This window comes from Marinomonas sp. THO17 (genome assembly GCF_040436405.1).
In the GTDB taxonomy this organism is placed as follows: Bacteria; Pseudomonadota; Gammaproteobacteria; order Pseudomonadales; family Marinomonadaceae; genus Marinomonas.
In genome coordinates this window covers 1,268,034-1,282,467 of the sequence record NZ_AP031575.1, presented here as the reverse complement: position 1 = coordinate 1,282,467, position 14,434 = coordinate 1,268,034, and the positions used below count along the sequence as shown (strand labels likewise).

The 14,434-nt window shown below is 41.4% G+C and carries 14 protein-coding genes; 13 read left to right on the top strand and 1 reads right to left on the bottom strand.

Features of this window, described 5'->3' with window-relative positions:
- Window position 1: 1 nt before the first annotated feature.
- Window positions 2–523 carry an N-acetyltransferase family protein gene (locus ABXS85_RS06090; protein WP_353669150.1) on the top strand — a complete coding sequence of 174 codons (522 nt, stop codon included), beginning with the start codon at window positions 2–4 and terminating at the stop codon, window positions 521–523.
- 859 nt (window positions 524–1,382) lie between these two features.
- On the opposite strand, the gene ABXS85_RS06085 is transcribed toward ABXS85_RS06090, so the two are convergent.
- Complete coding sequence (locus tag ABXS85_RS06085; protein WP_353669149.1) at window positions 1,383–2,345, bottom strand: integron integrase; 963 nt, start codon at window positions 2,343–2,345, stop codon at window positions 1,383–1,385.
- A gap of 354 nt (window positions 2,346–2,699) precedes the next feature.
- Between ABXS85_RS06085 and ABXS85_RS06080 the strand changes: the two genes are divergently transcribed.
- The 12 genes from ABXS85_RS06080 to ABXS85_RS06025 all read left to right on the top strand — a co-directional run bounded on the left by ABXS85_RS06080 (window position 2,700) and on the right by ABXS85_RS06025 (window position 14,397).
- Window positions 2,700–3,767 carry a hypothetical protein gene (locus ABXS85_RS06080; protein ID WP_353669148.1) on the top strand — a complete coding sequence of 356 codons (1,068 nt, stop codon included), beginning with the start codon at window positions 2,700–2,702 and terminating at the stop codon, window positions 3,765–3,767.
- Between the two features lie 39 nt (window positions 3,768–3,806).
- Window positions 3,807–4,154, top strand: coding sequence for a hypothetical protein (locus ABXS85_RS06075; protein WP_353669147.1), 348 nt, complete (start codon window positions 3,807–3,809; stop codon window positions 4,152–4,154).
- A 92-nt stretch (window positions 4,155–4,246) separates the two neighbouring features.
- The gene (locus tag ABXS85_RS06070) at window positions 4,247–4,651 is read left to right on the top strand and encodes a hypothetical protein (RefSeq protein WP_353669146.1); all 405 of its coding nucleotides are present in this window, start codon (window positions 4,247–4,249) and stop codon (window positions 4,649–4,651) included.
- Window positions 4,652–4,827: 176 nt separating this feature from the next.
- Entirely contained in the window at window positions 4,828–5,115 is a 288-nt protein-coding gene (locus ABXS85_RS06065) for a hypothetical protein (protein ID WP_353669145.1), read from the top strand.
- An 89-nt stretch (window positions 5,116–5,204) separates the two neighbouring features.
- Window positions 5,205–5,735: a hypothetical protein gene (locus ABXS85_RS06060; protein WP_353669144.1), complete on the top strand. Its 531-nt coding sequence runs from the start codon at window positions 5,205–5,207 to the stop codon at window positions 5,733–5,735.
- Window positions 5,736–5,852: 117 nt separating this feature from the next.
- Window positions 5,853–6,200 (top strand): hypothetical protein, encoded by a 348-nt coding sequence (locus ABXS85_RS06055; RefSeq protein ID WP_353669143.1) that lies wholly within the window; start codon window positions 5,853–5,855, stop codon window positions 6,198–6,200.
- Between the two features lie 90 nt (window positions 6,201–6,290).
- Window positions 6,291–6,812: a cysteine hydrolase family protein gene (locus ABXS85_RS06050; RefSeq protein ID WP_353669142.1), complete on the top strand. Its 522-nt coding sequence runs from the start codon at window positions 6,291–6,293 to the stop codon at window positions 6,810–6,812.
- Between the two features lie 267 nt (window positions 6,813–7,079).
- A complete protein-coding gene (locus tag ABXS85_RS06045) occupies window positions 7,080–8,087 on the top strand; it encodes an FAD-dependent monooxygenase (RefSeq protein ID WP_353669141.1) in 1,008 nt (335 codons plus the stop codon).
- A 410-nt stretch (window positions 8,088–8,497) separates the two neighbouring features.
- Window positions 8,498–8,899 carry a hypothetical protein gene (locus ABXS85_RS06040; RefSeq protein WP_353669140.1) on the top strand — a complete coding sequence of 134 codons (402 nt, stop codon included), beginning with the start codon at window positions 8,498–8,500 and terminating at the stop codon, window positions 8,897–8,899.
- Between the two features lie 706 nt (window positions 8,900–9,605).
- Window positions 9,606–9,764 (top strand): hypothetical protein, encoded by a 159-nt coding sequence (locus ABXS85_RS06035; protein ID WP_353669139.1) that lies wholly within the window; start codon window positions 9,606–9,608, stop codon window positions 9,762–9,764.
- Window positions 9,765–10,123: 359 nt separating this feature from the next.
- The gene (locus tag ABXS85_RS06030) at window positions 10,124–13,462 is read left to right on the top strand and encodes a tetratricopeptide repeat protein (protein WP_353669138.1); all 3,339 of its coding nucleotides are present in this window, start codon (window positions 10,124–10,126) and stop codon (window positions 13,460–13,462) included.
- A 560-nt stretch (window positions 13,463–14,022) separates the two neighbouring features.
- Window positions 14,023–14,397 carry a hypothetical protein gene (locus tag ABXS85_RS06025; RefSeq protein ID WP_353669137.1) on the top strand — a complete coding sequence of 125 codons (375 nt, stop codon included), beginning with the start codon at window positions 14,023–14,025 and terminating at the stop codon, window positions 14,395–14,397.
- Window positions 14,398–14,434: the final 37 nt, after the last annotated feature.

Sequence of the window (14,434 nt, the reverse complement as noted above, 5' to 3'; positions counted from 1 at the left end):
AGTGGCTTTAAACTGTAAAGTACGACGTGCTGAGTTTGAAGACGCTGCTGCCATGCTCGACGTATTCCAAGCTTGCGACCTTCATGCTGCGTCTCACCCGCATACCCATATTGCACTGCTGGACGTGATGGATTGGCTGGAGAGCATGACAGACACTCACCCTATACTCATCGCCGAACAAGACCAACAAATTCTTGCTTGGTGTTCAATAGAACCTTTCTATGGTTTACCGGCTTTTGATCAAGCAGCGGAAATCAGCCTATACGTACTGCCAGATTGGCAAGGTATTGGCGTGGGCAAAGCCTTGCTGGAATCCCTACTAGACGCAAGAGCGCAAATTGGCTTTGTGCATTTAGTGGCCTACATTTACGCCTCCAATCACAATAGCCTTCGCTTCTTCGCTGCCAACGGCTTTGAACAATGGGGCAAACTGCCCAACATCGCCCGCAGCCCTCACGGTATAGAAGACGTTTACCTGTTAGGCCGCGAGTTTGCGCCTTTGTCGAATAATGGCCTGAGGTAATGGGAGAGCAAATGAAGTGTTTGCCCGAGGCTTCTGTATTTGCTTCTCATTGGCTTTGGTTGGGGAGTATTTTTCTATTTCTTTCCCGAATTATTTTCGGGTTCCTCTGAATGACTTTGGTTGGGGAGCTTTTTTCCGCCCTGCTAGGCGGGTAACTTTTGCCAAACGATGCAAAAGTTACCAAAAAATCTTTTGAGTCCTTTCGCACATTCAGGAACGTGTCGAGAATTTTCACCAGTGGCTCATTATCTCTTTTTACATTAAAAGCGTTTTGTACTACCCGAGGCTTCTGTATTTGCTTCTGATTGGCTTTGGTTGGGGAGCATTTTTCCGCTCTGCTGAGCGGGTAACTTTTGTCTAGCGCCACAAAAGTAACCAAAAAGTCGCTTTAATCCTTTCGCACATTCAGGAACGTGTCGAGAATTGCCTCATGAAGCGAATTATCTCTTTTTACGTTTAAAAGCGTTTCACACCTGATGAAATCTTATGCTCCTTTCCCTTTTAAAATACAACTTTAGTTTACAGTAAAAGTTGTATTTTGGTTTTTATAGGGCAAGTCTAATGTTTCCTGTGCCGGAGAGGGCTTTTGTTTCCTCTGATTGGCTTTGGTTAGGGTGCTTTTTTCCGCTTTTTAATTCTGGGGAAGGCTAGGCGGGTAACTTCTTATTTGAATTTAGGAGTAGCGCCACAAAAGTAACCAAAAAATCTTTTGAGTCCTTTCGCGCAATCCATTACTGCATTAAAAAGCGCGTCGAGAATTTTCACCAGTAGCTCATTACCTCTTTTTGCAATTAAACATTGTTTGAAGTTGCAAGTAGGTCTGATAAGCGAAGCGCCATCAGACAGTGACAGGAAATTGTTACAAGATTTGATCTAGAGGACTGTCTGTCCCCGCGAAATGTTGGCCTATAACATGAGTATAAATTTGAGTTGTCGATACATCGTTATGGCCTAATAATTCTTGAACGGTTCTTATGTCTCGTCCTGCCATGAGTAAATGAGTTGCAAAAGAATGTCGAAAAGTATGGCAATTTATTCTCTTGTCGTTAATCCCTACCTTGGAGACTGCATTTTTTAGTGCCTTACGAGGTACAGAATCATGCAAATGGTGTCTGCATAATTCACCTGTTAAAGGGTGCGGGCATATAGATGTTGAGGGAAATAAAAACATCCAACTTAATTGACGAAAGGCATTCGGGTATTTTTTAGACAGTGCAAAGGGTAAAGAAGGGCCATAACCTTTAGTGTTGTCTTCTTGTTGGATGTTTAACGCATGTGACTTTTGCTTGTTTAATGCCTCTGCTAATTTTCGACTCAGAATGGTGGTTCTGTCTTTATTGCCTTTACTGCACCTTACCGCCAAACTACCTTGATCCAAATTAATGTCTTGGATACGAATACGTAAACACTCGCTGATTCTTAGCCCCGATCCATAAAGTAATGAAAATATCAAATAATCCCGTTCATTTAAGCCGCTGAGGATTTGTTTAATTTCGTTAGCGGTTAAAACAATGGGTAAGCGTCGACCTTGTTTAGCATGCTGGAACCCTAAATCACCCAATGGTTTATCCAGTAACTTGTTGTACAAAAAGGCGAGAGCATTCAACGCAGACTTTTGGGTATTAATAGCAACATGCTGTTCAACGGCGAGAAACGATAAGAACGCTTTTACCTCTTCTGCACCCATGTTTTGAGGATGTTGTAGCTTATGAAACCGAATGAAATATTTGATCCAATAAAGGTATGATTTTTCAGTTTTTAAGCTATAGCCGCGAAGACGTAATTCATGTCGAATAAAATTAAGAAACGGACTAGAAGACATCACACACTCCTTGTGGATATTTTAAACAATACTGTATAAATATACAGTTTATTTTTGAGGTTGCTAATGGTTGGCTCGCTTTGTCTAAAAAATAATCATGGTATTGCGCGTTTACGCTGGTAGAAAAATAAAAAGTCTTTTAGTATCAATGGATAAAAATAACCGCTGTAGAAATAACGTGCTGTGGATAAATGAAATAACGCGCATGCTCGTTTTTCCAGATTTGGATTTTGTTAATAGGTTTATAAAAGTACTACTTTTCAATTGCTTATAAAGGTATTGGCGAAATTTTGGAATTGTCTAAACGCGCATGCGCACTATTAAAAATGTTAAATTCACATGGAGTCGAAATCGATGCAGGTATCAAAGAAAGAAGGAAGAGTGCTCGATAAAGCCATTAATCACTGGCTAGAAAATGATATTATTTCTGAAGCAGAGAGAAATAGACTTCAGTCTGCATATAAAGTAACTTCTTTTGATTGGAAACGCATAGCTAAATACTCATTCTGGTTGGCTATTACTTGTATCGTTATTTCAATATCTTCTGCTCTCGCTGACAAGTGGCTTATCGAGTTATTTAAAAAGCTGTTTAGTGCCCCAGATTCCGTAAAATGTATTGGCTTTGCCGCTTTATCAGGCGGCTTATATTTTCTGGGCTTACGAAGAAAAGGCCAATATTCCAATAAGGTTTATAGTAACGAAGCAATTTTCTTTCTTGGTGCAGCAGCTACAGCAATATCTATTACCTTTTTAGGCAAGGCGATAGATACGGGCACTGGACATTTTTCATTACTGTTGCTATTAGCAGCAATCGTTTATGCCGCATTGGGCCTTTGGTTTCCCTCAAAATTGGTATGGTTGTTTTCGCTGCTTTCATTAGGTAGCTGGTTTGGTGCTGAAACTGGGTATGCATCTGGCTGGGGGGCTTACTATCTTGGTATGAACTATCCGTTAAGGTTCGTTCTTTTTGGTTTTGTGTTGGTTTTTTGTGGTTCATACGCATTTAATCAGTGGCAATCAAGAAATGAGTTTCTGGGGCCAACTAAAGCCGTTGGGTTGCTTTATTTGTTTATTGCTCTTTGGATTATGTCGATTTTCGGCAACTACGGTGATGGTGAGTCTTGGCAACGCGCAAATCAAATCGAGTTATTTCACTGGTCAATACTATTTGCAGTTGCCGCAATAGGGTCTATCTATCACGGTGTAAAGTACGATGATGCAATGACTAGAGGCTTTGGCCTTACGTTTATATTCATAAATTTATATACCAGGTTTTTTGAATACTTTTGGGAAGGCACACATAAAGCAATATTCTTCGCGCTGCTCGCTTTGAGTTTTTGGTATTTAGGAACTAAAGCTGAGAAGATTTGGCAGCTAAGCCTCGTAAAGAATTTAACAAGTCAAAGCACCCGGACGCATTAACTGCGCCGGTGTTTGAGGCGTTAGAAGACAAGGAGAGATATGAAGCTGGAATTGAGATCATTGGTTAGCTTGAAGGTGTCCGTAATAGTTGCTTTCGTTTTAATTTGGAATGCAGGCTTATTATTTGCTATGTACCTGGGTGGCGGTGGATTAAGTGGCGGGCTATCCCCAATAGGCATGAAAGTTACAGGTGCTGTTTGTTTGGCAGTCTGTCTATTTAGTCTGTCGGTTGCTGCTTTAAAGCCAGTGCAAGCAGCTTTAGTTGCCCCATCAAGAGCGGGCAACTTCAACTCTAAAGAGTTTTATTTTTTAGCATTTGTCTCGGGCGCTCTTGCTGTGTCACGTTTTGTATTTCCGGCAATAGGGAACGGTGGTAATGCCATCTAACAAGCACATCAAAAATTGCTCCACTATGTTGCGCTGGACGTCGCTGACGCTCCGCCTTTTATGTGGGCGTTAGCTTTCACAAAAATTAAGATATGTGGGAACCTTATCAAAAAAGAAATGGCAGACTTCCAGATTTTTTAGTGGAGTATCGATTTTTTACTCAAGAGGAAGGTGGTCGCAAGAGCAGACCTTTTCAGGGGTATAGATCAGATCTGCATTACGACGGAGAAGATATAAACGAACAAGGAATTTACTGTATATGGCCAGAGTTCCTTAACGAAGATGGTGATGTAATAACAGATGAAAATGTACATATTCCAAGATCCGGCAAAGCTTATATGTGGATTCTATTCTTCGATGAAATGTGGGAGTACCATTCTAAAAATGCAAAACCAGGCCGTAAGTGCTGGTTTATGGAAGGTTCACGGAAAGTGGCCGAAGCAATAATTATTGAACAAATAGCGTTAACACACTATGTCAAAACAACCAAAAGCTAACAAGTACAGCCAGCAGGACAAAAATTCCGCTGCGCTCCATTTTTGCCTCTGCTTTAGGCATTAGCTGTAAAACCATGATTACATCAGAATTCGATAAATTTAGCTTTCATGATGCCGTAGTGAAAAAAATCACTAGAAGTGATGACTCAATTTCAATTGAGTTCGAAGGTGCTTTTATGAGTAAAGAGCACTCGGATTCTGGCGGCAATGACTGGATCATTGATCAGGGTGTGTTGTATCTGGGTAATGTGTCTAAAGAGGTGCCGCTGTTCTGGTATGACAACATCGAAGGTAAGCCCCATCCATCACCGGAGTTGCCTTTAGATGAAATTACCAATTTAGAGTTTAATGGGGAGCTGTTTGAATTTGGTGGTTTCCTTGATCGAGAGCCGTGGGTTCAATGGCAGGTATATGCCACAGAGTTCAAAATTGAAATCAAAGGTAAGCACGTTGCATACAGCTAACAAGTTTATCAAACATCGTTGCAGCCAAAAACGGCTGCAACTGGACGCGCAAAAAGCGCGCGCCGTTTATAAAAGCGTTAAGCATCACCATGACAAAAACCGAGTACGAAAATTTAGTTGAATTGTTGGTTGGAGAGGAAATACATAAAGTAGAGTATTTCGAAATCAACTACGATGGTTACGAAACAGATTTTTCCGGAAGCGGAAGTTTTGATTCTCTAGATTACGGCGCAAACTTGCATATGGCATCGGGGCAGGTGTTTGGTTTCATATGGGGAGACGAATTTTTTCAGTACGGAGTATCCGTTCTAAAGACACCCTTGCAATCAGAGGTTAGCGAGTGCAGGAAGGTAGAGGTTTCAAATTCGAAAAACTGGAAACTTCTAATTGGTAAAACAATCACGAGTACTCTAATAGACTGGAGCTGGGTGAAAGAGTCTGGACTGTTTAAAAAGAAGGTATATTATCCTCAAAGTATTGTTTTAAACCTTGAAGGTGGAGGGTTAGTTATAATATCGGCTCTTGAAATTCAAGATGGTACGCACTTTGGTATGGCCGATAATATCACTGTGTTTTTTGATGAACCAAATGCAGTCAAGTACGGTGCGCTAAATGCTTAACAAACAGCTCAATCCGGCTTCCACTGCGTTGCTCGTTTTGTGCTTTTCCGCTACGCTCGCACAAAATAATCAACTCCGTTCCGGCGGCTTAGCTGGGCGTTAAACCCCAGTGATAGCATGAGCATAGAACAGAGAGCTAAAGAGTTAATTTCTATTTCGGTTGAAATATCGAAAGGAAACATACCAGAGTACCAGTCGAACGAGATTTACACCTCAGGCGCTTACGACTTGCTTTTATTAAATCAGTCAGATGCTGTTAACTCTTTCAATCTACTGCAGCAGTTGTGCAACGAGTATAAAACTATCGAGAGAGCAAACAAAGAGGCATATTTAGGTTTACTTACTCAGGCTGCGCATGCGGCTAGAACCACTGAGCTACCAATAGGCATGCAAAATATCATTACTGCAAATAAAGAGTTGGCGGCTACAAAGGAGTTGGCAGCGTGGTATCGTATAAAGGTTTAACAAAGTAAGGCAAAATCGTTCCGCTTCGCTCCACTGGACGCGCTAACGCGCGCCTTTGCTTGCGGGGCGTTAACCCTAGGAGGAAGTAATATGAAATCGGCACTTTTAGTCGTAGATGTTCAAAATGGAGTTTTTCGTTCCGCCAATCCTCCATATTTATCTGAATGTGTAATAAGCAACATTAAGCAATTGTTGGGTTACGCTAGCTCGTCTGAAATTAAAATTGTATTTATACAACATGAAATCCCGGGAGTACTCGAGCCAGGAAGTGATGGCTGGCAACTGTTTTCAGATTTAACAATTAACGATTCTAGCTATAAGATTCGCAAAAGAACTCCAGACTCGTTCCATGATACAAACTTAAGAGAATATCTAGATGAAAATGAGATTGAGCATGTGCTTATATGTGGCTTTTCAACAGAATTTTGTATAGATAGAACGGCGTTTAGTGCTGCAAGCAAAGGCTACAAAGTTACCTTGATAGAGGATGCTCATACAACACACGGTAAGCCTCATTTAGATGCATCTTCGATTATCGCACACCATAGCTTTACTCTATCCAAGCATCCCAATATTGTTCTGAACTCTACAGCAACGTTGACTTCGGGCTAACAAAGCGTTTAAGAGGGATTCTAGATAATTAGGGGCAGAGTAAAATTAAATATTATTCCGCGAATTCTACTCTGACACCTTTTAATCCATATTGCGAAGATATTGCTCGTTATGTGCCATTCAATAATCAAGAAAATGCTCGTTTTTCCAGTTTTAAAATTTATAAAGATATTGGTGAAGTTTTTGAATTGTATAAACGCGAATGCGCACTATTAACAATGTTATGCTAGAAAAAGGCTGTAAAGTTGAACCCATGGAGATATACAAATGCACGTTGTTATAGTGGGCGCTGGCATCGGTGGCCTCACGCTTGCATCAGCACTCCGTGGTTGTGACGTTACTATCATTGAGCAGCGTCCAGTTGCAGAGGGAATTGGTGCCGGCCTGATGCTCCACGACGAAGCACTCGACGCGCTTCGATCAGTTGAGGTTGATATTGTGGGGCAAAAATTCTCAGAATTTAGACTCGGTCTATCAGGTGGACGCGAGATTCGTTCGATAGCGCGAAGCGGTCAGGCTGTAACGCGATCAGCACTGCACAGTGAGCTCCTTAATGCCGCATCTCACGCATCACTCCGTACATCCACTACGGTCAAAAAATTTAAAGAGTCTGCTGAAGGTGTATGCGTTTGGTTGTCGGACGGAGATAAAGTCAATGCTGATTTTTTGGTTGGTGCCGATGGACTTGGATCCAGTATCCGAAAACTGCTGGGGAGTAACGCTCGGAGGCGTTACTCAGGTGAAACCTGTTGGCGTGGGCTCTCCGACCTGCATTCCGGGCAAAGAAACCCTATAGAGATTTGGGGCAAAGGGCGCCGTGTGGGCATCGTCCCGCTTTTGAGTGGCACCTATATCTATCTTACGCATGCTGTCCCTGCTGGTGCTCCTCGAACTCCAGCCCCCACTGATGAATTTCTACAGCCGGGCTTTGGTGTTGAGAATCTAATTCAGAGTGTTCCAGAGGATGCTTGGATTCAGCATGACCTTGATGAGCTCAGCAATCACACTTGGGGTACCCACCGAGTACCACTTCTGGGCGATGCCGCGCATGGATTTACTCCCAATTTGGGTGAGGGTGCTGCCCAAGCTATTCTGGACGCCATTTACCTTGCAGGGAATATAAGCGGTGTCTGGCAATACCCTGGGCCAAGGTATCGCAGAAATGTTCGTATAGCCACGATGTCGCGCTGGGTTGGCCGCGTTGGGCAAGCTAATGGTGTCTGGGCGAGCGTTCGAGACAACATGCTCAGTGTCTTGGCAAGGAGGCCGCTATGAGTCAAATGGACTCTAAACCTTCGTTAGTAAGCATAACAAGGAATAATTAGGTCAGAGTAAAATTAAATATTATTCCGCGAATTCTACTCTGACACCTTTTAATCCATATTGCGAAGATATTGCTCGTTTTGTGCCATTCAATAGTCAAGAAAATGCGCATTTTGCACTAGCAAGAAATTAAAAAGCGTTTTAGTATCAATGAGTAAGAATATTCGTAGAAAAAATAACAGGCTGCGTTTAACCAGAAGAAAGATGAGATAACGCGCATACTCGTTTTTCCAGTTTTGGACTTTATAAATAGATTTATAAAAGCATTACTTTTCAGTTACCTATAAAGGTATTGGCGAAATTCTGGAATTGTCTTAACGTGCACTATAACCCTTAATTGTTATGCATCTCAAGAGGTATAAATGGAAATTCAAATAATATCGGTAGTTGTTCTTCTTGTTGTTATCACTGCTTTATATAAGTTTTTACCTTATCGTGAAATGGGAGATAAGAAACCTTTTTTCGCATTATTCCCAAAATATATAAAAGTAATTGAGTGCGATACTCAATCTACTAGCGAAGAAGAAATACTTTCCGGCCTAGGATTCAAAAAGGTAAAGCAAGATGCATCTATAACCAAGTACACTCGTGGTTCGGTGCTAGGAGATATTTCAATTAAGCTTTCAAAAGTAGATGTTTATCTTAGGTCAATCTCCCCAACTGAAATGGAGGTGGCCGTTCAAGCTCGTTGGGTGGCAGCGTTTGATACTGGGGATCATTGGCAGTTTCTAAGTGAACTAAGCAAGAAACTAGAAAATGCATAACAAAAAGTTCACATGGACAAAGTAACCTCCGTTTCGTTTATGCGCATGCACTTCGTGCATTATTGCGCAACACTACACTCCGCTCCTTTGCCGGTTAACTTGGCGTTCAAACTCTAAGGATTATTGTGCGTAAATTAAAATATTTATGGCTAATCGCAATTATTGATAATTAGGGTCAGGTCTGAGGAATCCCCACGAATTTCACGTCAAAATACTCGATGCTTCGCGTAGTGTTTTTGTGCATTACGTGACTCCTTGCCGCCATTGTTTCGCGGTGAGTTTTAAGCCTACTGATATGGCTTGCTTTCCTAAATATGAAAAGGATAAAACTCGTTTATGACGAATACTATTACTCTGCAACCGGTATGACAAACCTGCTTGCTCTACCACTTTACCTAACAAGACGACTACTATTTCTACCAATGTTGTCATTATAAATAGAGAGGGATTCATGTTGCAGGTTTGAATTTGATAGCAATCGATCTGAGCGTTTTATGCGATGCATCAACGGGCTGTATTATTATGCCAAGAAGCATACGACAGCAAATTTCAACAAGTTATGACGACATACTGGAAGTGAGTTATTAACATATTAAGTGCTTATTAATATATAACTAAAAGGGTCAGTGTAAAATTAAATTTACCCTCTACAGAATCCTTCTTCGTGCTCTCCTTTTTTCTTAAAGTATGAGAGAAAGGAGTCTCCATGTCACGTCGTCCAAGAGTGTCTATTCCAAGTTATGCTGAGCACATTATTCAGCGTGCTAATAACCGCCAACCCATTTTGCCTGTGATGAAGACATTCAAGCCTATGTATATTGGCTTAGTGAATACGCCAAGAAAAGAGGTTTGCTTTAAAAAATAACGGTGTTATTGATTGCAGTGTTTTAATTTTACTCTGATTACAATTATTTAACGACTCCGCATTGGTGGGTTTCATTTTGCTGCGACAGAGAATCAGTTTAAAGTAAATAAAGACTAAGTCAGCCATCGAACTGAGGGAAGTCGGCATTTTCTCTTGACCTGCAAAGTTTTGTTGCTCATTGTTTTAAAAATTAGTGAGCAAGCCTGATTCAACGCAGTTTTAATGCATTACTTTTACTAAGAAAAAATACTTGTCAGGTGAATTTTTAAGTTCAAAAAGACAGGGTAATAAGATATAACTTATTGATTGCTTTACTTTTGCCGTTTAAGATGAATGCGGTTTGCATACAGGATGATTACATGTATTACATTAATGTATCAAAGAAATTCATTATTCGGTTTTCCTCTCTTTTGACTCTTATTTTGCTTATTGGATGTATGCCAGTGGCTAATAAAGAGCAAGGCCTTCCTACATTAGAAGACATTAATCCATCTGAAAATAGTAATTTAGTTGAGGAATATGCAAAAGGGAAATGTGTTTTTGAATATGAATTGAATAGTTATGAAGAGGCCTTACAGTTTTGTTCAGAGGCCGCTAAGTTTGGATCTCATCAGGCTCAGATTCTTTTAGGACGAATGTACTATGAAGGGAAAGGGGTCGAAAAAAATATCACCAAAGCGCTTGAATATATGCGACAAGCGGTTAATGGAAATGTAGCAGAAGCCCAGAATAATTTGGGCTGGTGGTATCAAAGTGGACAAGAACTTCCTCAGGATTACGACTTGGCGGCTGCCTTATATCGTCAAGCAGCAGAGCAGGGATACTTTCATGCTCAATATAATTTAGCGGATCTTTATTTTAAAGGCTTAGGCGTATCGCAAGATTATCAAAAAGCAGCCAAGTGGTATCAATTGGCTGCTGAACAAGGCAGTTCTTATGCTCAAGCTAATCTCGGTTTTGTATATGAAGAGGGATATGGTGTAGCGCAAAGCTATGTAGAAGCAGCGAAATGGTATCGATTAGCAGCGGATCAAGATGATCGTTATGCGCAAACCAGTCTTGGGTATTTGTACGAGGAAGGGTTAGGGGTTGAACAAGATGTACAACAAGCGGCGGCTTGGTATTTGAAGGCCGCAGAACAAGGCTATGCAAGGGCACAAACCAACCTTGGGTATTTATACGATGAAGGAATTGGAGTCGAACAAAATTATCAAACGGCTTTTTCTTGGTATGAGAAAGCCGCACAACAAGGTTATGCAAGAGCACAAAATAATCTTGGTTACTTGTACGAAGATGGTCTGGGGGTTGAACAAGACGTTCAACAAGCGGCAACTTGGTATTTGAAGGCCGCAGAACAAGGTTATGCTAGCGCCCAAACCAACCTTGGTTATTTATACGATGAAGGAATTGGAGTCGAACAAAATTATCAAACGGCTTTTTCTTGGTATGAGAAAGCCGCACAACAAGGTAATGCAAGCGCACAAAACAACCTTGGAGTGTTGTTTGAGGGTGGTCTGGGGGTTGAACAAGACGTTCAACAAGCCGCTGCGTGGTATTTGAAAGCCGCAGAACAAGGCAATGCCACAGCTCAAAACAACCTTGGAGTTTTGTTTGAGGGTGGTCTGGGGGTTGAACAAGACGTTCAGCAAGCGGCAGCTTGGTATTTGAAAGCCGCAGAACAAGGCTTTGCAAGAGCGCAAACCAACCTTGGAGTGTTGTTTGAGGGGGGGCTAGGGGTTGAACAAGACGTTCAGCAAGCAGCAGCTTGGTATTTGAAAGCCGCAGAACAAGGCTTTGCAAGAGCGCAAACCAACCTTGGAGTGTTGTTTGAGGGGGGGCTAGGGGTTGAACAAGACGTTCAGCAAGCAGCAGCTTGGTATTTGAAAGCTGCAGAACAAGGCTATACAAGAGCGCAAACTAACCTTGGGTATTTGTACGATGAAGGAATTGGTGTCGTACAAGATTATCAAACGGCTTTTTTTTGGTATAAAAAGGCTGCAGAACTAGGCAATGCAAATGCTCAAACCAATCTTGGGTATTTTTACGAAAAAGGTAATGGTGTTAAGCAAAATTATCACTTGGCGTTTTTTTGGTATAAAAAAGCCGCAGAACAAGGCAATGCCACAGCGCAAAACAACCTTGGAGTATTCTTTGGGGGGGGGCTAGGAGTTGAACAAGACGTTCAACAAGCGGCAGCTTGGTATTTGAAAGCCGCAGAACAAGGCTATGCAAGTGCACAAACCAACCTTGGGGTGTTGTATAAGCAGGGGGTGGGGGTTGAACAAGATGTTCAACAAGCGGCAGCCTGGTATTTGAAAGCCGCTGAACAAGGTTATGCAAGGGCGCAAACCAACCTTGGGTATTTATACGATGAAGGAATAGGCGTCGAACAAAATTATCAAACGGCTTTTTTCTGGTATGAGAAAGCCGCACAACAAGGTTATGCAAGAGCGCAGCACAACCTTGGGTATTTATACGATGAAGGAAATGGTGTCGTACAAAATTATCAAACAGCTTTTTTTTGGTATTTAAAAGCCGCACAACAAGGTTATGCAAGGGCGCAAACCAACCTTGGGTATTTATACGATGAAGGAATGGGCGTCGAACAAAATTATCAAACAGCTTATTTTTGGTATAAAAAAGCTGCAGAACAAGGTAACGCCACAGCGCAAAACAACCTTGGAGTGTTCTTTGAGGAGGGGTTAGGAGTTGAACAAAACGTTCAACAAGCGGCAGCTTGGTATTTGAAAGCCGCTGAACAAGGTGATGCAAGTGCACAAACCAACCTTGGGTATTTATACGATGAAGGAAATGGTGTCGTACAAAATTATAAAACGGCTTATTTTTGGTATGAGAAAGCTGCACAACAAGGCTATGCAAGGGCGCAAACCAACCTTGGGTACTTGTATGAAGATGGTCTGGGGGTTGAACAAGACGTTCAACAAGCGGCGTCTTGGTATTTAAAAGCCGCACAAAAAAGTTATGCAACGGCGCAAACCAACCTTGGGTATTTATACTATGAAGGAATGGGCGTAGTACAAAATTATCAAACGGCTTTTTTCTGGTATGAGAAAGCCGCACAACAAGGCTATGCAAGGGCGCAGAACAGCCTTGGTTATATGTACGAAGATGGTCTAGGGGTTGAACAAGACGTTCAACAAGCGGCGTCTTGGTATTTAAAAGCCGCACAACAAGGCTATGCAAGAGCGCAACACAACCTTGGGTATTTATACGATGAAGGAATGGGCGTCGAACAAAATTATCAAACAGCTTATTTTTGGTATAAAAAAGCTGCAGAACAAGGTAACGCCACAGCACAAAATAACCTTGGCGTCTTGTTTGAGAATGGCCTAGGGGTCCCTGTCAATTATGAAGAAGCTATGAATTGGTTTTTAAAAGCGGCAAAGCAAAATGAGGCTATAGCAATATTTAATATCGCTTGTTTATATGAGAAAGGTCTAGGTGTTGTTCAAGATTATAATGAAGCAAGAAAGTGGTACCTAAAAGCAGCAGATCTCAATGATTCAGATGCTCAAAATAATTTAGGAGTGTATTATCATAATGGTTACGGTGTAGAGAAAGACTATACTCTTGCCAAGAAGTGGTATCGATTAGCAGCCGAACAGGGTAATAAAACCGCCATTTTTAACCTCAAAAAATTAGGAGTGATTTGGCCTGTAAAACACAAACTGAAATAATTGGGGGCAGAGCCTGAACTAGTACAACTGAGGGATCCCCGCGAATTTCACGTTAAAATACTTGATGCTTCGCGTAGTGTTTTTACGCATTGCGTAACTCCTTGCCGCCATTGTTTCGCGGTGAGTTTTAAGCCTACTGATATGGCTTGCTTTCCTAAATATGAAAAGGATAAAACTCGTTTATGACGAATACTATTACCCTGCAACCGGTGTGACAAACCTGCTTGCTCTTCTACTTTACCTAACAAAACGACTACCATTTCAACCAATGTTGTCATTATAAATAGAGAGGGATTCATGTTGCAGGTTTGAGTTTGATAGCAATCGATCTGAGCGTTTTATGCGATGCATCAACGGGCTGTATTATTATGCCAAGAAGCATACGACAGCAAATTTCATCAAGTTATGACGACATACTGGAAGTGAGTTATTAACATATGAAGTGCATATTAATATTGATCGGTCTTATCTATTCAAGTGTCACACTAGCAGAGTTACACCTTCATACCTCAGAGGCTGTGTTAGCCGATATGGCAAAGATGGGGGAGAAGTCGTATCTTATGAGTTTATATAACCAGCCTGAAAAATGGGCATATGTACTGGGGCAAATAGAAACAGGCGCGAAACCTTGGTTAAACATCGCAGATTTATTAAAGGCCCATTCTGATGCCGCCACGACTAGGGGCCTTAATTATGCTATGTTCTTTGCTCTAAAAAATGCGCCAAGCAATGTTCTGACAGTATTAGGAAAGCATTACTCTGTTAAAGAGGTGTGTGTTTCTCCCTTCATTGAAAATGAGCTAGAGTACGAGTTAGGTTTTTTAAAAACGATTCGTAACAGGCTTATAAAAACGACCACTGTGAGTAATGAAAAAGCATCGTGTTTAGCAAGTATCGAGCAGCAAATCTCTGACTTTTCAAAAATGCCCCATTAAAACAACTTTATAATTGGGGGGCAGAGGATAACTAGGA